This window comes from Sporocytophaga myxococcoides (genome assembly GCF_000775915.1).
In the GTDB taxonomy this organism is placed as follows: Bacteria; Bacteroidota; Bacteroidia; order Cytophagales; family Cytophagaceae; genus Sporocytophaga; species Sporocytophaga myxococcoides_A.
The window spans coordinates 1-23,864 of record NZ_BBLT01000010.1; the positions used below are offsets into that span (position 1 = coordinate 1).

Sequence of the window (23,864 nt, forward strand, 5' to 3'; positions counted from 1 at the left end):
TGGCCCAGGAGGTCCTGGCGGTCCGAGTGGTCCAAGTGGTCCTGGCCCAGGTGGTCCCGGAGGTCCTGGCGGTCCAGGTGGCCCTGGTCCTGGAGGTCCTGGCCCTGGTGGTCCAAGTGGCCCGAGCGGTCCAAGTGGCCCAAGCGGCCCAGGAGGTCCTGGTGGACCTGGCGGCCCTGGTCCTGGAGGTCCTGGTGGACAACCAAGATGCGGTAATAACGGAACTGTAGGTACGGCGATTTGTAATACATTCTTTACAATAACAGGTTGTGCTTTAGCTGTAGGTGGTTGTGCAGAGAGTTTGTTCGAATCTGTAGCGCTTACACCTGCGTGGGGAGTAGCGAACTGCTCAATGGGAGCCTTCGGTTGCGGATACGCTGTAGGAGGATTACTAACAGATCCTAAAGCGCCTCCGGGATGGGGTGTTGGTCCTGGTGATGTTGGTTGTGTACCTGGAGGATTTAACCTATTAGGAGCTGCTACAGTGTTAAATTGTATTGCACAGAGAATTATCTGTAATCAGGTTGTAGCATCTTGCGATCCGAATGACATAATTGGCCCGAAAGGATATGGAGAAGGCAGATATGTTTCAAGAAGTGAAGTGTTGCCATATACGATCCGTTATGAAAATGATCCTGAAGCTGCTACTGCTCCTGCTCAGAAAGTTGAAATAAGACAGGTGCTTGATAGTGATCTGAACCCTTTGACCTTCAGAGTTAAAGATTTTGGATTTGCGGACTATGTGTTTGCTGTTGAAGGAAATGTATCCTCTTATTTCAATACTGTGGACCTTCCGGATTCATTAGGATATGATCTTGAAGTAACTGCAGGTATTGATATTGAGAAAAATGAAGCTTTCTGGATCTTACAAACTATAGATTCAAAAACAGGATTACCTCCTGCAGATCCATTGAAAGGTTTCCTTGCACTGAATGATTCAACAGGTGCAGGAGAGGGTTTTGTAAACTATACAATTAAAGCGAAGAACAATGCCATTACAGGTGATTCTATTCTGGCTCTCGCTGAAATCGTATTTGATATTAATGCTCCGATTATAACTCCTGAGATATTTAATATCATTGATGCAGAACCTCCTGTTTCTAAAGTGAAAGTTCTTGGCATAGACAGTGATTCCATTACTGTGACTGCTGAAATAGAGGATGATTTCAAAGGAAGCGGTGCAAAAGCATATGACCTGTATGTTTCAGAAGGAAACGGAGACTTCAAACTGGTAGCTTCAGATTTGCCTAATGATAGTACGTTCAAAATTGCATCCAAAGAAGGCGAAGTATATTGTTTATATGCAGTATCAAAAGATAATGTAAATAATAAAGAAGCTCAGAAACCTCAGGCAGATACTTGCTTTATTTCCACTGGGGTAGTCACAGGAACAGTAACTCCGAAGGTTGAAGGAACATTTATACTTTATCCGAATCCTTCTGATGGCTATAAGTTCAATGTTCTTATAACCGGTCTTGAGATTCAGGAGACAGTAACTCTTGAAGTGGTAGATGTTCTGGGAAGGTCTATGTTTGTGACAGACTTTAGAGATGCTGCTTATTTTATTGATTCGGAAGTTAAACTTTCGCCTAAGCTTGATCCTGGAATTTATTTCGTAAATTGTTATACGAAGAAAGGAAAGTCAGTTAAGAAAATGGTTGTAGAAAGATAACATACTGAATAAAGTTACTCATAAATAAAGAGGCTGAAGTAAGAGAAATCTTACTCAGCCTCTTTTGTTTTATGAGTTTTCGTATTACCTGGTGAATTTATATGTTTTCAAGCGGACGATTGATTCGTTTTTGGACAAAGACCCTTAAATCAGCAGAAAGCTTAAGATTTACCACCAAGCGTGATTTGAACCTGCATTTGAGAGGAGAGAAAAAGGATAAATGTAATGAGCAATATTCTCATCCTATATTCACTCTTAAATATTATCTTTTCACGATTGAGATTTAAAGGATGCATAATAAGGGACAAGTTTGAAAAATAATTGTCCGGTTATTCTATTGACTGAAAAAGCCAGTGAGCTTAAGAATAGAGTCATTGTTATTGTGAGAATTATGAATGATTTATAAGTGTATTGCACTTCAAAAAATCTGTTCAGTAAAATAGAAAATCCTATAGTAATGAATGTGCAAAGAACATAAACTATTAGAATGACAAGCCATAAGTCGGAAGGAATAAGTTTAAAGTTTATTTCTATTAGTGAAATGACAATTTTTAGAATGATAAATATTGTACATAGTATCTGTATTAGAAAAAATGATTTTTCTATAAGTGATCTTTGATTTGATTTTTTTGGGGAGGCAGATAAAAGTTCACCTAGAAAATTGAGTGTATCAAGTTGTCCATTAATTCTTAGTTTGAAGCAAGGTTTTAAATTTCTATAGTTTAAAATGAGACAAGTAATTTGTAAATACAATAATGTCTATATTCCATTAAGTAACTATAAGTTTTGTTTTGAGTATATTTACTTAAAGTGTCTCTTAATGATTTATCTTAAAATTTATGTGTTTGAAATATAGCGTCTTATTTAGGTTAATCCTATCGTTCTTGCTATTGTTATCAGTAAATCTTTATAGCCAGATAGTTGCATCTACAGATTTTGAGCAATTCTCAAAGGGATCATTTTTTACCAGATCACAATGGCAATCAGCAGGATTTACAGTTCCCTGGGTGAATGGTTTTGATGCTAACAGGGCAGTTATTGATGGAGAATATTCAAAAAGTGGTTCAAATGCTCTTCGTCTTTATTATCCTAAGGGGCAATTTGGTACAGCGAATACGGGAGGGCAAGCGCCTTTGATGGTTCCCCCTCAGGATGAATATTTTATTTCTTATTACGTTCGATTTAGCGAAGATTTTAGCTGGGGAACGAACAGTGAAGGTGGTAAGCTTCCTGGTTTGGCCGGAGGCGGGCGTTGCAGTGGTTGTGCAACGTGCACAGGAAGTAATGGATTTACTGCAAGGTTGATGTGGCGTACTAATGGTAAAGCAGTTATTTACTTATATCATTTGAATAAAGTCAATCCACCTTGCGGAGATAATTATGATATCGTTGTAGATGGAAAAACTTTATATTTTGAGAAAGGCCAATGGTATAAAATTTCTCAGAGGGTAAAAGTGAATACAGGCACTAATAAGGACGGGGAAGTTGAAATGTGGATTAATGATCAGCATGCACAAATAAAGCTTTATAACGGCTCTCTGGTTGATAAGCTTTCAGGGATTCAGTTTGTAAGTAATGGAGATAAAGTGGATGCACTTTATTTTTCAACATTTCATGGGGGAAGTACAACAGACTGGGCTCCTCTTGTGGATTCCTATGTATGGTTTGATGACATTGTTATTTCAACCAAGGTAACAGATGTTGTTAATGGTACTGTTACTTCGAATTGGCAAACGTCCGGAAGTAATAACTCCGGTATATCTCCCATACCTGTGAAACAGAATGAGGTCGTGTATGTGCATGGAGTGGCAGAAAATTCTACTATAGAATGGATAGATATGATGGGGAAGGTTTTTGCTAAAAGTATGGTAGATAAAGGAGGTATTGTCTTTGTTCCTCCGGTTAATAACGGCATTTATCTTATCAAATATTTTGATAGAAATGAAGTTGTGATGAAGCGAATTGTTGTGGAGTAAAGGAGTAGGGTTTTAGATTTATTGTTTAAATTTATTGAAATTTTATTTAGTTATTTGAAATGTTTTTATTTTTCTTTTTTCTATTCATCATTGTTCCATTTGTGTTAGGGGTAATGAAAATTATTTTTTGGATCAAAAAATCAGTAGAGAAAAAATCTCCTGAATTTTTAGCTAATGAGAAGATTGAAATGCGGGATGTTGTTGATGATCTGAAAGATGGTATTCACAATTGGAAGGAATACGGTGTTTCTGAAATTTCAAGTCGTGCCAATTATAGATTCGTTAAAAGTTTTACCAGACAATTTACAGGACATTTATAGTCTCTTGATAGTACTCCCCTAATCGCATTTCAGAGAATTGAGAGGGGACTTAAAGTAGATTGCAGGATACTTGCTGCAACAACAGACTTTTATATTTATTATGAATATAACGGAACTGAAATTACATTCTTTTATAATGATAAGTACTTTGGGAAAATGGACAGTCAGTTTAATATTATAAATTCATCTGGTGCTGTTATTGGATCGGTAAATCATTATGATGATGCTGGATATTCAGTTGTTATTAATAAAAAGAAGGTTGCATTTGTGATAAGGGAAGTTGACATGTCAACTATAAGAAAAAATCCTTTTTATGATAGTGATAGACGAACGTCCAGAAATAACCCCATATTCATTAGAAAAGATCAGATGGAAGCGCATGCAAGAGTGGTAGTGGAAGATGGAATCAACGAGGAAGAGATTAAGTGGGTGACAGCGATAGGTATCTTTGAATCTGTTTACCATGGATTTGATTTTTTAAACGTTTAGTTTACTATTGAGGATCAACTGCTTCAGATTTTTTTTTAACGACATGTTTTTTTTTGATAATTAAGTAAGTGGTTAATTCTTAATAGGTACTGTGTATGTTTTTTAAAATGTACATATTTTGTTTACATATGGGAGTAATTATTTCATGTTTATTTTTGAGGAAGCTACATATTGCTGTATTTTTAATAATAAATATATTTTAACATGATAAAACTAAATTTTTTTAAATCGTTTCTATTCCTATTGTTATTAGGAATATCTGTTTCTTGTAAAAAGGGAAGTGATCCTGCTCCTTCTTCTAACAACTCTAATACTGGAGGCAATAATGGAGGTAGTAATAATGGAGTAACTTTTTTAAAGGTAGGTACGACACACACGTATCTTTATACTGGTTTTTTTGGTGGAACTGTTACTACCAAAGTCGAACAGGAAGTTGGTAAAGATACTTTTATGGTAAGGAACTCTTCAGAAGAAGTTACTACAATTTACCCAACAGTATTTTATGTATTAAAAGATGGAAATCTTTATAGCTCTTTCAGACTAAGAGATCCGAATACTTATTTTATAAGATGCAAGTTTAATGTTCCTGTAGGAACTTCATGGAGCGGAACGGAAAATGGTAGCGCTTTTACCTGTACCATTGATTCTTTAAATGCTACTGTAAATACGGGGAAGGGACTTGTTAAGGATGCTGTAAAAGTAAAAATAGTTATTGGTGCCAGAACAACTTATAATTATTATTCTCCGACAATAGGCTTGTTGGGAACTGGTTCTTTCGGATCTGATGCAGAGGCGCAACTAGAGGATTATACTATTTCTAATCTGGCACCTTCTGGAGCAGCGTATCCGATTACTTTCGGAGATTATGCATTTATGAAAGTAGGTAATAAATGGAGATATTCTGAATCAATATTTGGGGGTGATGAAGACTTCGTCAATATAAGCATAGAAAGCAAATTGCCGAATGCCAATATTTACAAGGTAAAGGTAGCATATGAATCAGATGCATCAAAAACAGCATATCAATATTGGTATGAAGATAATGGATTGTTGATGGTTTATGAGGACGGTGAAAGTTTACTTAGTGCAGATCCTATTTATATGAATGAATCTATTGCAAAAGTTGGGTATGGCTGGGCTGGAAGAACAGGTTTGAATACGTTGTTTATATATAAAATAACAGACCTTGATTCACCTCAAACTACCTATTGGGGAGAGCTCCCATCGATGGGGATCTCCGTTTCCAATGGTTTGTTTGCTGCACAAACCAATTACTGGAATAAAGATAAGGGTAATGTTTTGGTTTCGGGACTGCTTTCTCGGGATGTAGTATCTACTAATGTTAGAAAAGGATCTGAAAATAGAATTATTATTCCTGGAATTAATTTTTAAACATATTTAATTACAATGTAAGTCTGATCCCAGGAGCGGACTTACATTGTTTCTTGTTTTTATTTATTTCTTGATTTTTTATCTGAAGATCTTTTTTGCCCAGCTATAAGAATAAGTCTGAAACTGATGTCTCTCTGTTTTTTTGCGAATTGCGCTACTAATTGGGTTGGTGTATGATGCAATCGGATTAACGATAGTTGGGAAGTCAACATCTTTTAATGATATAGGAGAGGAGACATCTTGCCTTCCTTCTGTTAATCCTGCTTCATTACGTGTCGAACTTAAGGAAGCTACTTTAACTTTAAATGATGTAAAATACACACTTGCAAGTGTAAAAAGATCATTAAGAGGAGAAACAATTCCTGCTGATACTATTCGTTTAAGACAAGCAAAGGAAAAGGTAGCTCAAATAAATGCCCAGATAAAAAAGAAGGGACAGAAATGGATTGCTGGAGAGGCTGTCTTCATAAGGACAGCCTCATTAGTTTTTTTATTCTGCTCATTTGAAAATTATGAGTTTCCTCTGTTAGTCATTTAAATGGAATAGTTATCTGCATTTTTTTAATAATTAATCCGATTGTTTACCTTTTTAAGGACTCCGTGTAAAGTTAAAATCTCTGAAAGACTTTAATGAGGCTGGCTAATAATCTATTAGCTTTTGTCGAAACCTCAGGTTTTGAAGAATTTCTATTTTATGATACAACATTAATTAAAATGAAAAGAATACTTACTAAAGGACTCTTATTATTCTCATTCCTTATGGGAGCTCATTTCTTTGCAAATGCTCAGGATCCGAACTTTCACATTTATTTGTGTTTCGGGCAATCCAATATGGAAGGGCAGGGTACTATTGAAAGTCAGGATCAAACCGTGGACAGCCGATTCAGAATAATGCAAGCGGTTAATTGTTCAGGAAAACCACAGGAAACCTGGCGTACAGCAACTCCACCATTATCCAGATGTAACACAGGGCTAGGTCCTGCTGATTATTTCGGCCGTGAAATGGTTAAAAATCTTCCGTCAAATATTAAAGTAGGTATAGTGCATGTGGCTATTGCAGGCTGTAAGATAGAGCTGTTTGATAAGGTTAATTATGCCAGCTATGCTAATGGAGAGCAACAGTGGATGAAGGATATTATTGCACAATATGGTGGAAATCCTTATGGAAGACTTGTGCAGTTGGCAAAGCTTGCACAGAAAGATGGAGTGATAAAGGGTATCCTGATGCATCAGGGTGAATCCAATAGCGGAGAGACTGCGTGGCCTAATAAGGTAAAAGGCGTATATCAAAATCTTTTAACTGACCTTGGCCTTACAGCTAATAATGTACCACTGTTGGTTGGTCAGGTTGTAGATGCAGCTCAGGGAGGATTATGTGCCGCTCATAACAATATTATTAATAATATAAGCAATACTATTCCTACTGCACATGTTATTTCCTCAAGTGGTTGTATAGCAGTAAGCGATAAATTGCATTTTACATCTGCTGGTTACAGATTGTTGGGTACAAGGTATGCACAAAAAATGTTGACATTGCTTCCTCCACAGGAAGACGCACCTCCAACTATTACATCCATTTTAAGTAATACTACCGTGGTGGAGAATCAAACACTTACCTTAACCATCGGTGCAAGCGGTTCTGATCTTAAATACGTTTGGTATAGAAATGATCAGATTATTAATGCAGCTACTTCGGCAGCACTTACCATTCCTAATATTGATGCCAGTTATGATAAAAGTACTTTTAAAGTTGTAGTTTCAAATAAGTTTGGAACGGTAACAAGTAATACAATAACCCTTACGGTTACAGATTTTATTGGAGCTAAAGTTGTAAAGACATTGAGCCCAGTTGTCATAGATGGCGTTGAAGATCCAATCTGGAGCAATTCCAATTTTTATCAGCTTAAAAATAAAATATTGACTGTAGATAACGATGCAGATTTAAGCGGAAAAGTTAATTTGCTTTATGATAATCAGAATTTGTATGTTTTATACACTGTTACTGACAATTTAAAACGAGCATCGTCCACAAACTTCTGGGAGAATGATGGGATTGAACTTTATATAGATGGTAACAATGATAAAGCTACAAGTTACGATGCCAATGATTTTCAGTTTGTGATCAGATATGATGCCGGTCAGATTCAGGAAGGACATAGTAAATCTGTTACAGGCATTATTGCACAAGCCACACAAAACAGCACGGGATATGTCATTGAAGCATCTATTCCATGGGCTTTAATAGGTGTGACTCCTTCAGACCGGAAAATTATTGGTTTGGATTTTCACGTAAACGATAGTGATCTTGCTTTAAGGGATGGTAAAATTTCATGGTTTGCAACACAGGATAATTCTTATTCTGATCCGTCAACTTTCGGTGTTGGAAGATTGGAAAGCCTTGTGGTGACTTCCCTCAAAGAAACAGATAAAAATACCATAGCTTTGTTTCCTAATCCTGCAAAGAACACTATCCAGATATCAGGAGTGTCAGATAGATTTACATATAGTATTATGGATTATTCCGGAAGAGAAGTGCTATCAGGAACATCTGATACTCATTTGAATATCGATAACCTGTCTCCTGGTTTTTATGCTGTATGGATACAGGAAAACTCAAAGAGAACAGTAATGAAGTTTATTAAGGAATAATACTGGGTTTTTTGAGCTTCTAAATACACAATATGCTACCCTTACTTTTATAGTTAGTTTTAGTTTATCTAGGCTCAGGTTTCAAAACCTGGGCCTTTTTTTAATAAGGTTTATAAAACATGCCTGGTTTGTTAAAGACTTTTTAAACTTTTCAAAAAAACTTTTCAATATTTGTTACCCTTTCGTCTCTTAATTTGTATATGGGGTATTCTAAAGTTTTCAAAAGATTAAACCATATATGAAAGGACCCTTTCTAAAGATCATTCAATCCTGTAAACCCTTAATTCTTATTTGTTTAGTTTTTCTCTCTATATCCGCTTATTCCAGAGAGATCAACAAAATAATTTATGATAAAAATTTAAAGGCTCTGATTGCACCCGATGCATGTCATTATCAATGGTTTTACAATGGTGAGAAGCTCAGTGAGGAGGATGCGCAGTTTATAAAACCATTACAAACAGGGGAGTATTCCGTTCAGCTTATTAATGATGAAGGTTTTTCAACTTTCCAAAGAGTTTTACTTTCTATTGATGCAACAGGTGCAGTTATAACAATATATCTTATCGGAGATTCCACAGTCTGCAATTATGCATCCTCGGCATATCCTATGACAGGATGGGGACAAGTCCTGTCTTATTTTTTCAATTCAGCCAATGTTAAAATCGATAACAGAGCAATAGGGGGGAGAAGTAGCCGGAGTTTTTATGAAGAGGGTCGGTGGACTACAGTGAAGAATGCCCTGGCATCAGGCGATTATGTCTTTATTCAATTCGGTCATAACGACCGGGATTTTTCAAAAGCCGAACGATATACTTCTGTTGATGATTATAAGAAGTTCCTTACTATCTACGTAAATGAAAGCAGAGCAAAAGGAGCTATACCAGTCCTTATCTCACCTATGGTAATGAATGCCTGGAGCAACGGAAGCATGCGCAATGTTTTTACAGAAAATGGTAACAACTATCGTGGAGGAATGCTTGAAGTCGCTACTGCATTGAATGTTCCTTTTATTGATCTGAATATGAAGTCCTGGAATCTATTTAAAGGTTTGGGGCAAAACTATATCTCGCGATTTGTTTATCATACTTATCCTGCAGGTGAATATCCTAATTATCCCAATGGAGTTACAGATGGCACGCACTTTCAGGAAATGGGTGCTATTGAAAATGCAAGAATGATTGTTCAGGGAATTTCTGAATTAACGGGAAATGCCTATATGGTTAACCTGGCTAAGTTCCTGAAACCTATGCATGAAATCAAAGTCCTTGTAAATCCAGCAGGTTCTGACCAGATGACAACCCGAACAGCAAATTATCCGGAGGGGCTTACGGTTACTTTAAAAACCTTGCCCAAAGCAGAAAGTACCTTTCAATTATGGAAAAACGCTTCCGGTGGCCAGCTTTCAACTGCAACACTTACAACTGTCAAATCAGGAATTACAGCAACAAATTACACTGCTACCTATTATGGAGCTACAACTACTTGTGCTGCCACAATCATAGCTTCCGGAGCGACTACTTTTTGCGAAGGAGGAAGTGTTACGCTGACAGCCTCTGCCGGTTCATCCTTTCTCTGGAAAAACGAAACTACTCAGGTCGGAACGTCTCAAACCTACGTAGCAAAGACATCTGGAGGTTACACTGTGGAAATAACAAATGCCAGCGGTTGCAAAGCAATAGCAGTAGCAACTACTGTAACTGTTCAAACCAAAACAATATGGTATGCTGATCTTGATGGAGATGGAAAGGGGGATTCCAAGATTTCACAATTAGCATGTACTCAGCCATCTGGTTATGTAGCAGATAACACTGATCTTTGCTCCGATGATAAAAATAAGTCAGAACCAGGAAATTGTGGTTGCGGAAAAACAGAGTTAAGTTGTATGGATTGTGCAAATGTTTTGAACGGTAATGCTACTGTGGATGCATGCGGAGCCTGTGTTGAAGGTAATACGGGAAAAAAAGCTTGCACATTTAAATATCAGGCAGAGGAGGCCTGTGAAGTGGATGGTATTAGAAATGAAGCTATCAATGCGGGTTATGAAGGTACAGGTTATGTAAATACAGATAATGCTATTGGTAAATCAGCTACGTTTTCTTTTAATGCAGCATCTTCAGGAAACTATAAGCTATTGATCAGATATGCGAATGGTGGAAATGCCACTCGCTCTTCAGGAGTCTTGGTTAATGCCATAGAACAAAACACCATATTGGTATTTCCCACTACAGGCGCTTTTACTACCTGGGCAACATTGGAGGCTGAAGCATATCTTAATGAAGGTAATAATATGTTCAGGTTAATAGCAAATACAGCTGATGGCTTGCCGAATATTGATTACATTGGTTTTACTGACAATAACATTACTTCCGGTCCCTGTTTGATTACTGGTATTAATACAGAAGGGATTGGGTCTAGTGAGATTCTTTGTTATCCTAATCCATTTTCCGGAGAAGTTACATTGCAGGCTCCTAATGAATATTCTTATTCAATTTATGATCTAACAGGGAAAGAAGTTGAGTCGGGTAAAGGACAAAATACAGGTCTCGCAGGTGATAAGTTATTACCTGGCATTTATACAATCAAGGTGAAGGCTCAAAAGTCTGCCAGGATTATGAGCATTATTAAAAGATAAATACTGAATAGAACGAATTATAACAATGAGAAACATTAACAAAATAATCTTTGGTTTACTATTCACTTTATTATTATCTCCGGCATTGGGCTTTGGTTTTTCAGGGAAGGGAATAGTAGCGGATAATCAAATGAAATCTCTGGTAGCCCCTGATGGTTGTTCTTATCAATGGTTTAAAGAAGGTAAACTTATTATAGGAGCGTTTCATCAATCTCTTTCAGTTGATGATGCTGGTAACTACACGGTAATTATAACCGAAGAGTCAGGATACTCTTATACAGAAGAAATATCTATTGCTATCAATTCCGTCGGAGCAATTATAAAAATTTATACTATAGGAGATTCCACTGTTCAGGACTATAATGACGGATATTATCCCAGAAAAGGATGGGGACAGGTATTGCCTTATTTCTTTAACAGTAGCAATGTTCAGGTGGTGAATAAAGCTGTCGGAGGGACAAGCTCCAAAAGTTTTTACAACAATTTCTGGTCTGTAGTCAGAGATGCGCTGCAGCCTGGTGACTACGTATTTATTCAATTTGGGATTAATGACAGGAACAAAGCAGATGTTGCCCGATATACTCCGACAGGAGGAGAATTTGAAGGTTATTTAACGAAATTTGTGAATGAAACAAAAGCGAAAGGTGCTTATCCTGTTCTTGTTTCTACATTGAGAAGGAATGCCTGGAACGCTGATGGAACAGTATATGATGCATACCATGATCATCCTGTTGCTGTACGCACTGTAGCAAATACCCTTAAAGTTCCTTTGATAGATTTGGATGCGAAAGCAAAAGTGCAGATGGAGGCAGCCGGACAAACTTATACTACACGTTTCTGGTATAATAATTATGTTGCAGGTGAATATCCCAATTATCCCAATGGAAATACAGACGATGTTCACTTTCAGGAGATGGGCGCCATAGCCATGGCAAACCTTGTTGTTCAGGGAATCGAAGAATTAAAGTCTGATGTAAATGTCAGCAAACTTATTCCTTATATCAAACCAAGGTATCAGATAGGTTTTAATGTGGATCCGGTAGGTTCAGACTTGGTAACGACACGTACATCGAGTTATCCGGAAGGACTTACCATTACCTTAAAAACTTTACCTAAGACAAGCGGAACCTTTCAGAAGTGGAACAATGCTTCAGGAATACAATTGTCTACATCAACTCTTACTACTGTTAAATCTGGAACAGCAGCTACAACTTATACTGCTGTATATAAAGGAGCAACAACAACTTGCACGGCGACTATCAGCACATCAGGAGCAATTTCATTCTGTGATGGAGGAAGCGTGTCGTTAACAGCATCTGCAGGAGCATCTTATGTATGGAAGAACGGAACGAATCAGGTAGGGGTTGCTCAGACTTATGTTGCAACAACTGCCGGTGTTTATACAGTGGAAGTAACAGGAACAAATGGTTGTAAAGCAACTTCAACGGGAGTTACAGTGACTATTCAACCCAAAGGTACATGGTATGCAGACGCTGATGGAGATGGCAAAGGAGATCCTGCAATTTCCCAATCCTCTTGTACTCAGCCTTTAGGTTATGTAGCAGATAACACTGATCTTTGCCCGAATGATAGAAATATGTCAGAACCAGGGATTTGTGGTTGTGGGAAAGATGAGTCCAAATGTGTGGATTGTGCAAATGTAGTGAATGGAACAGCAAGTTTGGATGCATGTGGAGTGTGTGTCGGAGGGAATACAGGAAAAATGGCCTGTGTATTAAAAATACAGGCAGAGGAAGCCTGTGAAGTTGATGGTATCAACAATGAAGCTATCAATGCTGGTTTTGAAGGTACTGGATATGTAAATACAGATAATGCCATTGGTAAGTCTGCTACTTTTGCCTTTAATGCTGCGGCTTCTGGAAATTATAAACTGTTAATCCGCTATGCCAATGGAGGAACTGCAAGCAGATCTTCAGGTGTTGTTGTCAATTCGATAGAACAAAACAATGTATTTGTTTTTCCTTCTACAGGAGCCTTTACAAAATGGATTACAATAGAAACTGATATTTATCTTCATAAAGGTGGGAATATGGTTAGGTTAGTTGCAAAGACTTCTGATGGCTTACCAAATCTTGATTATTTCGGTTTTACCGACAATTCAGTCTCAGGAGGATCTTGTCTGGTCACCAGTATTTTAGGTGAGGAGCTGATCTCCAATGATTTTATTTGTTATCCAAATCCATTTACCGGTTCTGTCTTATTAAAGGCTTCAGGGGCCTATTCTTATGCTATTTTTGACCTTATGGGAAAGGAAATTGAATCGGGTGATGGAGTTGAAACAGGCCTAGCTGGAAACGAATTGATTCCTGGAATTTATTTCTTAAGGTTAAAGACAGAAAAGAATACAAGCACTTTGCGAATTATTAAAAGATAAATTCATAAAAAATAATTCTTAATGAAGATGAATGTAATTGACTGATTTATAGTGAATCGTACAGTATGAGTCATCGGGATAAGAAATCCCTGTCTAAATCAAATGAGGCAGGGATTTTTAATTTTATTCAGAATTGGAATCTCTAAGCTATTATTTTTTAAAATATTGTTCACCTTCAGTTATTTCAGTTGTAATAGGTACAGGGGATTTATTTCGAAAATCAGATGTGTAAAACACGCAATGGAGAGAAATCGTATACTCTAAGTGTTTTATTAATAGTATTTTAATTGGTTTGAATGACGCTTAAAAAGTATTTTTAATCTTGATTGAGAAATTCAACCTCTCTGTAAATAATGACAACAAAAGGTTTTAGTTAGAGATCTTTTAGAAAATATAAATTGATGCATCCGTCTAATCTCTTTATAAAAAGAAAGAATATACTTTGTTATAAAGTCCAGGAAATTAAGCAAAAACTCTTTGTTCACATTTCTTTACCATCATTGTATACTAAATGAGAAGGTTAAATGATAAAGAAATTCTGAAGGCGATCAGAACAGGCGATAATGAGTCAGTTCTGAGTAATCTCTATAAAGATGTCCTTCCGCATATTAAAAAATATATCATCAGCAATAGTGGTTCTTATGAAGATGCTAAAGATATATTTCAGGATACGGTAGTGATATTTTATAATCAGGTCAAGCTTAACAGGTTTGATGAAAGAAAGGAGATTGGCGCTTTTATGTACAGTGTTGCAAGAAACCTTTGGATCAATAAAGCTAAAAGAGATAATAAACTTGTTAATACAGCTGAGTTTGACGATAGTGAAGAAGAGGGCATGGATGTATTGGCAGATATGATTACAGCAGAGAAGGCAAAGGCTATAGAAGATTTAATGGAACGGGTGGGTGAGGAGTGTAAGAAGCTGTTAATGTATACTATATATGATAAAGTCAGCCTTAAAGAAATAGCAGTAAAAATGGGCTACTCGAGTGATCAGGTAGTTAAAACATATAGTTACAGATGCAGACAGAAACTGTTTAATCTGGTAAAGGATAATTCTTACATTATATCATTATTTAAGCAATGAGTCTCCCTGATAATACTTATGAATTAATAGATCGCTATCTCAACGGAGAGTTGAGCGAGGGGGAGAAGTCTGATTTTGAAGCTAGGCTTAAAACAGATAAGGAATTTGCTGAGTACTTCGAAATACAGAATATTAGCTATCAGATAGTTGTTGGCCAAAATCTTCTGGATTTAAAGGCCAGAATGCAGAAGGATTTAAGTGGTAGTAAGTTTACTGGGAATAATAAATGGAAGTATTTTGGTGGTGTTGCAGTCTTGATCTTGGTGGCCATTTTATTGTACTTCTTTTTTAAGCCAGATGAACAGGGGAAAAATGAGCCTGAAAGTAGCCCTGTACTAATTGATACCGTTACTTCTGCTCCTGAAAATAATGAAATCGATACTACTGCCTGGAACAATATTCCTGAAGTTATGCCAGAAGAAATTCAGAATAAAAATACTACTGTAGAGAATCATAAAGATATTTGTAAAGATACGTTGATCAGTTTCTCCTGTCAGGCAAGAGCAGCTTGTTCTGGTCAAAATAACGGTGCTATTGAAGTTGATTTGAATACCATTAAATTGGGAAAAGCACCTTTCGAATTTTCAATAAATCCCAATGGGGAATTTATTTCTGAGCCATTTATCGGAGACCTTAAACAGGGCAAGTACAGTTTATTCGTAAGAGATGGTAAAGGTTGTGTTCGCAGGTTGAATGTTAAAGTGGAGGTTCCTTCAATAAATTGTAATTAATATCGATGTGTTTATAGTCTGTAAGTTAACAGTGAAATAGTAAGTCCTTTAAATGCCTTTCAGAGTTGTTTTGTATAGTATATTGTTTGCTTACCTTGCATTAACAGAAGCAAAGGGACAAAATGTATTTTTTTCTGGGAACGATGACAATTCTGCTTTTTTATGTGAAGACGGAAGGATTTTCATAACAGGTGAAAATAACGTTGGTCAACTCGGGATAGGTTCTTTAATTCCTTCAAATGTACCTATAATGATCTCTGGTATAAATGGTGGAGTGCCTCCAAGGTGTAAACAGATTTCCTTAGAAGGAGTAACAACATTTTTGGCCCTTACCAATTCCGGGGATACTGTATTGTCCTGGGGCCCTAATGATCGTGGACAGGTTGGTGATGGAACTTTGGAGAAAAGACTTACTCCTTATGTTGTAAAGGGTGTTGGAGGTGTTGGTCATCTTAGTAATATAAAACAAATTTCAACCGGAAACACTACGGGTTATGCCTTAACCAATGATGGAAAGGTCCTTAGCTGGGGTGGTAATGCGAGTGGTGAAACAGGTACTGGAAATTTTACGGATCCTGTATATTATCCTTCTTATGTGTTGAAAGCTCCTGGTGATACTCTGAAAAATGTGAAGGCAATTAGCGGAGGAGGTACATTTTGTATGGCATTATTGTGTGATGGTAGTGTGTGGGGATGGGGGAAAAATCATGTCGGACAACTTGGTCAGAATAATAAAACAAATTCTGCTTATGCCATACCTGTTAAAGATAAATCAGGAAAGGGTGTTCTTAAGAATATCATTAAAATAGAAGCTGCTGATAACTACTCCTATGCACTATCTAATAATGACACACTATGGGTTTGGGGACCCAACTGGGATGGGCGACTTGGTACAGGGAATAAAACCGATCGCTTATTACCGGACTATGTACGGAGTATAGATGGTACCAAACACTTAGCCGGAGTAGTTGAAATAGCGGGGGGGCAGGGTGTGGCTCTTGCTTTGTTGTCTGACAAGACCGTCTGCTCCTGGGGAATTAATGATTATGGACAACTTGGCAGAAATGATACAATTGATTCCACACTTCCTGTAAAAGTTAAAGATCCTTCCGGAACAGGGGATTTGCAGAATATCAATTATATAGCAACCGGAGATATTCATTGCATAGTAAGGAATGATAAGAATGAAATTTATGTATGGGGAGGAAATCCTCTTGGTCAACTGGGACTTAATGACCATGTAGACAGGTGGCTGCCTGTTATGTTACTTTTACCATGTGAACCTGACAGAGATGTATTCCCAGGTAATGGGAAAATGGAAAATGCTCCTTCAGTATGTGTCGAATCTAATAAGGGAAAAGTTTATATCACTAAATATCATTCTGCAATTGAACGATGGGAACTATCCACTGATAATTTTGAAACTTTCACTCCTGTTGTCAATATCAGTTTTTCTTACGAATATTCGAATCTTAAGAGAAAGACGTATTATAGAGTTTTATTTAATGACTGTGGTAAAACCTTCTATTCTCCTGTTGCCATAATAGATATAGACTCATTGACCAAAGGCGGTGTGGTTGAATCTTCAACAAGTGCCCGTGCTCATTTGAACAAAGATACGCTTCATCTAAAAGATTATAAGGGAACCATTTTATTCTGGGAATATTCAAAAGATAATTTTACTACAGACTGGCACGCTATAAAGTCATCAGATCCATATTGTATTTATTCTGATTTGTCAGAAACAACCTATTATAGAGCTTTGATTAAAAGAGGCAGCTGTCCTGCTAAATATTCTGAAGGTGCAGAGATAAGAATAGTTGATGCATCTGCAGTTAAGGTTTATAATGGCTTTACTCCTAATGATGATCATATTAATGATGAGTGGGTCATAGATTTTATAGATTTATATCCTGATAATAAAGTGGAAATATATAATCGGTGGGGGCAACTGGTTTACAGAAGCAATTCGTATAATAATGAATCTAATGTATGGAGGGGTAATGGTAATATAAACGGTAAAGAGCCTTTAGCAGACGATACGTATTTTTACGTGATCAATTTGGGCGATGGGAGTCCTGTAATGAAAGGATTTGTAGTTCTTAACAGATAGACTAAAGTTGAATTATAATTTATATTTGAGCCTGTTTTACAAATGGAAGAGTTACATGGTGCTAATCATGATGCTTCTTCTCAAATCTGCTTTTGCATATGCTCAGAATGAACCGATGTATAGTCAGTATATTTTTAATACTTTGGTTATTAATCCCGCCTATGCCGGAAGTCAGGGAGATCTGAACGCTACAGCTGTATACAGAAAGCAGTGGATGGATATTGAGGGCGCTCCTTCCTCTCAAACATTTTCAATTCACAGTCCTATTAAGAAAAGGAAAATTGCGCTTGGTTTATTGGCTGTACATGATAAGATAGGGGTTACGGGAAAAACAGGTCTTTATGGTATTTATGCTTATAGAATAAGCTTTAATAATAATTCCAAGTTATCTCTTGGGTTGCAGGCTGGATTAGTACAAATGGTTTCAAGGTTCAGCAAAATTCAGACGAAGCAAGCCAATGATCCTGATATGAGTGCTGATAAATCCATATATGTTGCTCCAGGGGTTGGTGCCGGGGTTTATTGGTACTCTCCCAGATATTATCTTGGAGTTTCTGTTCCTGATCTTTTGGAGGTCAGAATTAATGAGCATGGAGAAACTGTTAAATACAGGCATCTGTTTGTTCATGGAGGTTATGTTTTTAAGCTCTCTTATCAGGTTAAGTATCTTCCAGGTTTTCTTGTGAAAGATGTAATGGGCAGCAAAGCACAGATTGATATAAATAATATCTTTATTTTAAATGATGTCTTATGGCTCGGTTTAGGCTACCGGATAGGGACTTCTTTGAATTTTATTGTTCAGGCTCAGATTACCAATCAGCTTCAGGCAGGTTATTCTTATGATGCTCCTTTTTCCCGTTTTTCCTCAGTGGCAGGGGCAAGTCATGAGTTTAAACTAAGTTATAGATTCGTCTTTTTTAAAGATAATGCATATATGCCAAGGTATTTTTAATAAGATGAAGAAGTTGATAGTCATATTGATTTTATTAATAAAAGTCGGTGAAACTTTTTCTCAGACGATTTTTACGGATGTTAATAGCCTTAAAAATCGTGCTGATTATTATTATAAACAGCTGGCTTATGCAAGAGCAGCAGACTTATATGCAGAAGCTTTAAAGAAAAAGAAAAATATTAAAGATTGTGACCTTAACAGAAAAGCTGCAATGCTTTTTAAAAAAATGGCCAGGTATGAAGAGGCGAAGAGGTGCTTTGAAAATATTCATTTTTCCGGTCATGCCCTGAGTGCTCAGGACAGTATAGATTATTTCAATACCTTACGTGCAATCAACGATCCCAAGGCTGATACAATTTTTACAAAGGTCCATTCAAGGATTGTACTGAATAATTTATTCAGAGATAGTCTTTATTATAATATCTTCGATTTACCTTTTAATACTGCCGGTTCTGAATATTGTCCTGTTCAGTTGTATAAGGGTATGTTTTATGTTACTGAAGAAGAAGATACTTCAGTGGTAAGGAATTATAATGCCTTGAATAATGGTGGTTTTGCTCGTATATACTTTGCACAAAAAAGTGATACCGGATGGAGCAATGCTGTTAAAGTTGATTTTGATAAGAAGGATGTTCTTCACATAGGTCCGATTGCATTTTATGATAGTGTTAAAGCAATAGTGAACCTATGTATCAAAGGAGATCAGGAGCCTTACAGGCTGGAGCTTTATTCAGCTGAATTTGATGAATCATTAAATAAATGGAAATATCTTTCTCCTGTTTCTTTGAATAATTCTGAATATTCAGTCGGGCATCCGGCGATAAGTAAGGATGGCCAAAGGTTGTTTTTTGTTTCAGATAAGGAAGGTGGCTATGGTGGGACTGATATTTATATGAGTATATTAAAGAGTGGTTCATGGTCTGATCCGATCAATCTTGGCTCAAAGATCAATACCAAAGGAGATGAAAAATATCCCTTTCTGACCGAGGATAATATTTTATTTTTTTCTTCCGATGGAAAGTATGGAATGGGGGGGCTTGATATTTATTATGTGGACTTTCAGTTTAAAGATACCATCGTTGTAAATATGGGATTTCCTGTGAATTCTAATCTTGATGATTTTGGATTTAGTTATAATTTAAAGAATAAATCAGGGTACTTTTCTTCAAACAGAAGAAACAATGGAGGTGATGATGACCTCTATATGTATACAGAAAATAAAGTTTTTTTTGATCTAAGTATTTTTGATGATTTTGATAAGAAAGACCTGATTGGTTTTTCTGTAAGTCTTATTGATGCAGAGTTAAATATTCCAATACGGTGCATACCAGGGGCCTTTCCCAATGAAATTAAGGCCAATCTTCGCCCTGGTCATACATATAGGTTGGTTGTTTACAAGGATGATTATAAAAATGATACTTTAAATATTTCAACCTATGGTAATGCCGCATATACCAAGAGGATTTCCAAATCAGTTTATCTAAAAAGAAAACATATCTATAATGCGAGCCTTCATTTTAAGAGTGAATTTTCCCGAGAGAATTTCAGCGGAGCTTTAATTCTTATTAATAATATGACGGAAAATACGCTTGATACCCTTGATAATATTACAGCTACTGCTACAATAAAACTTGATGGGGATTGTGAATATATTATTACTTCAAGAAATGGAGACAAGCTCAGGTATATATATGTGGAAAAGAAATCCTTCAAATTGTCAGCCTTGGTACCATATTATAATTTATATCTTGGTGCAGCAACACCTTCCATATTATATGTGAGGATAAAGGAATGTGTTTCGACAAAAGATGTTGAAGCGGCGAATGTTCCAAAAGTTACAGTTTGGGATTGGGTAAACAGAAACCAGTTCAATATAACTCCTGGTCCTGAAGGTGTTTTCCAGATCGTTGTAATGGATGATAGATTATATGATCTTCTGATTGACAATAAGGAGGTTAAGTTACAAGGGAATGAAGCTGTACATGATAACTATTGTATTAAATATCTTCATGATTCGGGCCGTCAGCAATTCAGGCTACAAAAATAATTTTTATCACAGGTATACTTTTTTAGATGAAATGTATTGTAAATCAGTTTGATGTCAGTTTTGGGGTTGTCAGTCTGAATAGCTTTCTATCTAAATTAAATTTTTTTAATAATAATTGTTCACCTTTCATTTTGCGAATTGTATTCTACACTAGAAAACCGAAAAAGTATATAGTGGTGATATAATAAATAATACGGCAATGAAAAACTCTTATTTTCTTAAAGTTATTTTTAGTGCATGTATCCTGTTACACATTTTTAGTAGTGACCTTAAGGCGCAACGGAAAATGGAAAAACTTGATCGTGGATTAGTAGCAGTACAAACAAATGGTGGTGTGTTCCTGAGTTGGAGGGTATTTGGTACTGATCCGAAAGCTGTGGCATTTAATGTTTACCGAAGTGGAACAAAGATAAATGCTTCACCGATATCAGGAGCAACCAACATGGTAGATGCCTCCGGTTCCGCAAACTCTACCTATACCGTAAGGCCTGTTATAGGAGGGATTGAACAAGCAGATGGAGGTACTGCGACAGTGTGGAATTCCCAGATAAGAACTATTACTTTAAGTAACCGGCCAAGCAGCAACCATACTCCAAATGACATTAATGTCGGAGACCTTGATGGGGATGGAAAGTATGATCTTGTGGTAAAATGGTACCCAAACAATGCGAAAGATAATTCACAATCCGGTGTTACGGACAATACATATCTTGCTGCCTATAAAATGGATGGAACATTCATGTGGATCATTGATCTGGGGAGGAATATTCGTTCAGGTGCACATTATACACAGCATCTTGTTGGAGATTATGATGTTGATGGTTTTGCAGAGGTAGCATGTAAAACTGCACCTGGTACCAAAGATGGTACAGGTGCTTATCTGAGCAATGGTCCTGCTGCTTTTGACAATGACGCTACCAGCTATATTAACGATGGTGGATATGTATTGTCAGGACCAGAATACCTTACCATTTTTAATGGTAAAACAGGCAAGGAAATGGCAACGGTAAATTATCCTGTGGCTAGGGGTACAGTAAGCAATTGGGGCGATAATTATGGAAACAGAGTGGATCGCTTTAATGCAACCAATGCTTATCTGGATGGTGTTAAACCTAGTATGATTTTTCAAAGAGGTTATTATACCAGGTTGACTGCGGCTGCCATGGACTGGGATGGACAGAGGTTGTCAACCAGATGGATCTTTGATTCAAACAATTCTGGAAGTACTGCCGCTCGTGGACAAGGGAACCACAGCATTATGGCCGCTGATATAGATGAGGATGGGTTTGATGAAATTTTAACTGGGTCTGCTTGTATTGATCATGATGGAAAGTTTAGATGGGCAACCGGATATGGTCATGGAGATGCAAACCATGTCGGCGATTTCGATCCTGACAGCCCTGGTCTGGAAGTATGGCAGGTAAGTGAGAATAAAGGAAGTGAGCCTGATCACTATATGATTAGAGCAAGAGATGGTCAGGTTCTTTGGCGCAACGGTAGTGGAAATGATAACGGAAGGGGTATGATTGGCGATATTGATGCACGCTATCCTGGTCAGGAGGCATGGTCAAATTCCGTTGGAGGAACGTTTAGAGCTAATGGAACTCAATTTTCCACTACTAAACCAAGCTCTGCCAACTTCAGAATATATTGGGATGGTGATTTGCAGGATGAATTGCTTACCGGAAATAAAATTGATAAGTGGAATGGTAATGGTTCTTCAAGGCTATTAACTTTAACTGGTAATTCTTGTAATGGTACCAAGGAAACCCCTAATATATGTGCAGATATTCTTGGTGATTGGAGGGAGGAAGTAATCCTTCACGATGGCGCTAACCGCCTTTACATACATACTACGACCATTCCAACAGATCATAAATTGTATACACTCATGCATGATCCTGTTTACAGAAATGCAATATCGTGGCAACAATCCTCCTATAATCAGCCTGCTCACCTTGGCTTTTTCCTTGGTGCCGGTGTTGACAAAGCTCCGACTCCAAATATTGTTTTAGTAGGCTCTCATAATCCTTCGAACCAATTACCAATAGTAACATTAACAGCTCCTGCTAATAATGCCAGTTATCTTGCTCCTGCTTCCATTACGATATCTGCTAATGCAAATGATGCAGATGGTACAATAAGTTCTGTATCTTTCTATAATGGAACTACTTTAATAGCTACAGATGCTAGTGCTCCTTATTCTTTTACCTGGACAAATGTTGTAGCAGGTACTTATTCGATTACTGCTGTTGCTACCGATAATGCGGGAGGAACTACAACCTCAAGTCCAATAACTGTGATAGTGGAATCAACGCCATCATTTAAACTTCAAGGTGAATCTGCATGTGCTGTTGATGGAATTATCAATGAAAACATTAATGCCGGATTTATCGGTACTGGTTATGCTAATTTTAATAATGTTGTCGGTAGTAAGGCTTCATGGGCAATAGCTGCAAGTGCTCAGGAAAATATCAGCCTGACTATTCGTTTCGCTAATGGTACAACTTCAAACCGAACTATGTCTGTCGGTGTAAATGGTGTTATCCAGATTGCTTCAGTGAGCTTTGAAGGAACAGGGGCATGGACTACTTGGAACACTGCAGTAGTGCAGATCTCCGTTTCTCAAGGGAACAATATTGTTACACTAACATCTTTAACTGCAGATGGTGGACCTAATATCGACCAGTTTTCATTCGGTTCCGAGAATATATCAGCAGGACAATGTAATCCTAATCCGGCTAATATTCCTCCTGTTGTAAGTCTGACCTCACCTGTAAGTGGAGGGAAATATACAGCCCCTGCTAGTATTCAGTTAAGCGCTACCGCAACGGATAATGATGGCTCAGTAAGTAAGGTAGAATTCTATAATGGCTCAGAAATAATCAGCTCGGTTTTAACAGCTCCATATGAGTTTAACTGGACAAATGTAGAGCATGGAACTTACGTTATCACTGCTAAGGCAACCGATGATCAGGGAGCAGTCACCGTATCTGCACCTGTTACGATAACTGTGGATCCTGTTATTACTTCTATATATGATAACCTCCATGCCGGAAGCAAAGTGCTTATTGGACCTAATCCATTCATGGATATATTTAATTTGACAGCAACAGAAAATGTTGAGTCTTTGACTATCTTAAATACTAACGGAATAGAGGTGTACAGATACGGACAACTCTCACAGATGGAGGAATTGAAAATTGAAAACGAATTTAGTGCCGGATTGTATATTTTAACAATTATGTACTCCTCAGGAAAAGTAGAGGTGATAAGATTGCAAAAATTATAATCGAACTTGTATTGGAAACCTCATCCCTAACCCTTCTCCTGCAGGAGAAGGGAACAGTCGATGAGAAAAAAGTTAGATTATAACTGCCATAACTAATAACATACCCATTAAAGTCCC

Annotated in this window: 15 protein-coding genes; all 15 read left to right on the plus strand. The window is 37.1% G+C overall.

Translation table 11 applies throughout. From position 1 onward, the window contains the following. Positions 1-1,672, plus strand: a 1,672-nt coding sequence (locus MYP_RS25835) for a T9SS type A sorting domain-containing protein (RefSeq protein ID WP_156140749.1), incomplete at its 5' end; no start/stop codon positions are given. Between the two features lie 884 nt (positions 1,673-2,556). Continuing rightward, positions 2,557-3,648, plus strand: a complete 1,092-nt coding sequence (locus MYP_RS19700) for a T9SS type A sorting domain-containing protein (protein ID WP_197060141.1) — start codon at positions 2,557-2,559, stop codon at positions 3,646-3,648. A 113-nt stretch (positions 3,649-3,761) separates the two neighbouring features. Beyond that, complete coding sequence (locus MYP_RS19705) at positions 3,762-3,968, plus strand: hypothetical protein (protein ID WP_156140750.1); 207 nt, start codon at positions 3,762-3,764, stop codon at positions 3,966-3,968. 156 nt (positions 3,969-4,124) lie between these two features. Then, the gene (locus tag MYP_RS19710; protein WP_045467417.1) at positions 4,125-4,457 is read left to right on the plus strand and encodes a hypothetical protein; all 333 of its coding nucleotides are present in this window, start codon (positions 4,125-4,127) and stop codon (positions 4,455-4,457) included. A 204-nt stretch (positions 4,458-4,661) separates the two neighbouring features. After that, a complete protein-coding gene (locus MYP_RS19715; protein WP_045467419.1) occupies positions 4,662-5,849 on the plus strand; it encodes a hypothetical protein in 1,188 nt (395 codons plus the stop codon). 142 nt (positions 5,850-5,991) lie between these two features. After that, positions 5,992-6,387, plus strand: coding sequence for a hypothetical protein (locus tag MYP_RS19720; protein ID WP_156140751.1), 396 nt, complete (start codon positions 5,992-5,994; stop codon positions 6,385-6,387). Positions 6,388-6,563: 176 nt separating this feature from the next. Beyond that, positions 6,564-8,498, plus strand: a complete 1,935-nt coding sequence (locus MYP_RS26960) for a sugar-binding protein (RefSeq protein WP_156140752.1) — start codon at positions 6,564-6,566, stop codon at positions 8,496-8,498. 238 nt (positions 8,499-8,736) lie between these two features. After that, positions 8,737-11,130, plus strand: coding sequence for an SGNH/GDSL hydrolase family protein (locus MYP_RS25430; protein WP_052430372.1), 2,394 nt, complete (start codon positions 8,737-8,739; stop codon positions 11,128-11,130). Between the two features lie 25 nt (positions 11,131-11,155). Next, positions 11,156-13,525: a GDSL-type esterase/lipase family protein gene (locus MYP_RS25435; RefSeq protein ID WP_052430373.1), complete on the plus strand. Its 2,370-nt coding sequence runs from the start codon at positions 11,156-11,158 to the stop codon at positions 13,523-13,525. A gap of 511 nt (positions 13,526-14,036) precedes the next feature. Continuing rightward, a complete protein-coding gene (locus tag MYP_RS19740) occupies positions 14,037-14,612 on the plus strand; it encodes an RNA polymerase sigma factor (protein WP_045467423.1) in 576 nt (191 codons plus the stop codon). Beyond that, on the plus strand, positions 14,609-15,343 hold the full coding sequence (locus MYP_RS19745) for a hypothetical protein (protein WP_045467426.1): 735 nt from the start codon (positions 14,609-14,611) through the stop codon (positions 15,341-15,343). The genes MYP_RS19740 and MYP_RS19745 overlap by 4 nt, the downstream gene beginning before the upstream one ends. Before the next feature lie 52 nt (positions 15,344-15,395). Further along, entirely contained in the window at positions 15,396-17,456 is a 2,061-nt protein-coding gene (locus MYP_RS19750; RefSeq protein WP_045467428.1) for an RCC1 domain-containing protein, read from the plus strand. Between the two features lie 55 nt (positions 17,457-17,511). After that, positions 17,512-18,408 (plus strand): PorP/SprF family type IX secretion system membrane protein, encoded by an 897-nt coding sequence (locus tag MYP_RS19755; protein ID WP_081990616.1) that lies wholly within the window; start codon positions 17,512-17,514, stop codon positions 18,406-18,408. A 4-nt stretch (positions 18,409-18,412) separates the two neighbouring features. Then, complete coding sequence (locus MYP_RS25440) at positions 18,413-20,455, plus strand: TolB family protein (RefSeq protein ID WP_197060142.1); 2,043 nt, start codon at positions 18,413-18,415, stop codon at positions 20,453-20,455. Positions 20,456-20,741: 286 nt separating this feature from the next. Beyond that, positions 20,742-23,747 carry a rhamnogalacturonan lyase family protein gene (locus MYP_RS26215; protein WP_156140753.1) on the plus strand — a complete coding sequence of 1,002 codons (3,006 nt, stop codon included), beginning with the start codon at positions 20,742-20,744 and terminating at the stop codon, positions 23,745-23,747. Positions 23,748-23,864 lie beyond the last annotated feature (117 nt).

Coding starts and splice junctions, on each gene's coding strand:
- MYP_RS19705 (WP_156140750.1), top strand. CDS start 3,762: ATGAAAATTATTTTTTGGATCAAAAAATCAGTAGAGAAAAAATCTCCT.
- MYP_RS19710 (WP_045467417.1), top strand. CDS start 4,125: ATGGACAGTCAGTTTAATATTATAAATTCATCTGGTGCTGTTATTGGA.
- MYP_RS19715 (WP_045467419.1), top strand. CDS start 4,662: ATGATAAAACTAAATTTTTTTAAATCGTTTCTATTCCTATTGTTATTA.
- MYP_RS26960 (WP_156140752.1), top strand. CDS start 6,564: ATGAAAAGAATACTTACTAAAGGACTCTTATTATTCTCATTCCTTATG.
- MYP_RS25430 (WP_052430372.1), top strand. CDS start 8,737: ATGAAAGGACCCTTTCTAAAGATCATTCAATCCTGTAAACCCTTAATT.
- MYP_RS25435 (WP_052430373.1), top strand. CDS start 11,156: ATGAGAAACATTAACAAAATAATCTTTGGTTTACTATTCACTTTATTA.
- MYP_RS19740 (WP_045467423.1), top strand. CDS start 14,037: ATGAGAAGGTTAAATGATAAAGAAATTCTGAAGGCGATCAGAACAGGC.
- MYP_RS19745 (WP_045467426.1), top strand. CDS start 14,609: ATGAGTCTCCCTGATAATACTTATGAATTAATAGATCGCTATCTCAAC.
- MYP_RS19750 (WP_045467428.1), top strand. CDS start 15,396: ATGCCTTTCAGAGTTGTTTTGTATAGTATATTGTTTGCTTACCTTGCA.
- MYP_RS19755 (WP_081990616.1), top strand. CDS start 17,512: ATGGTGCTAATCATGATGCTTCTTCTCAAATCTGCTTTTGCATATGCT.
- MYP_RS25440 (WP_197060142.1), top strand. CDS start 18,413: ATGAAGAAGTTGATAGTCATATTGATTTTATTAATAAAAGTCGGTGAA.
- MYP_RS26215 (WP_156140753.1), top strand. CDS start 20,742: ATGGAAAAACTTGATCGTGGATTAGTAGCAGTACAAACAAATGGTGGT.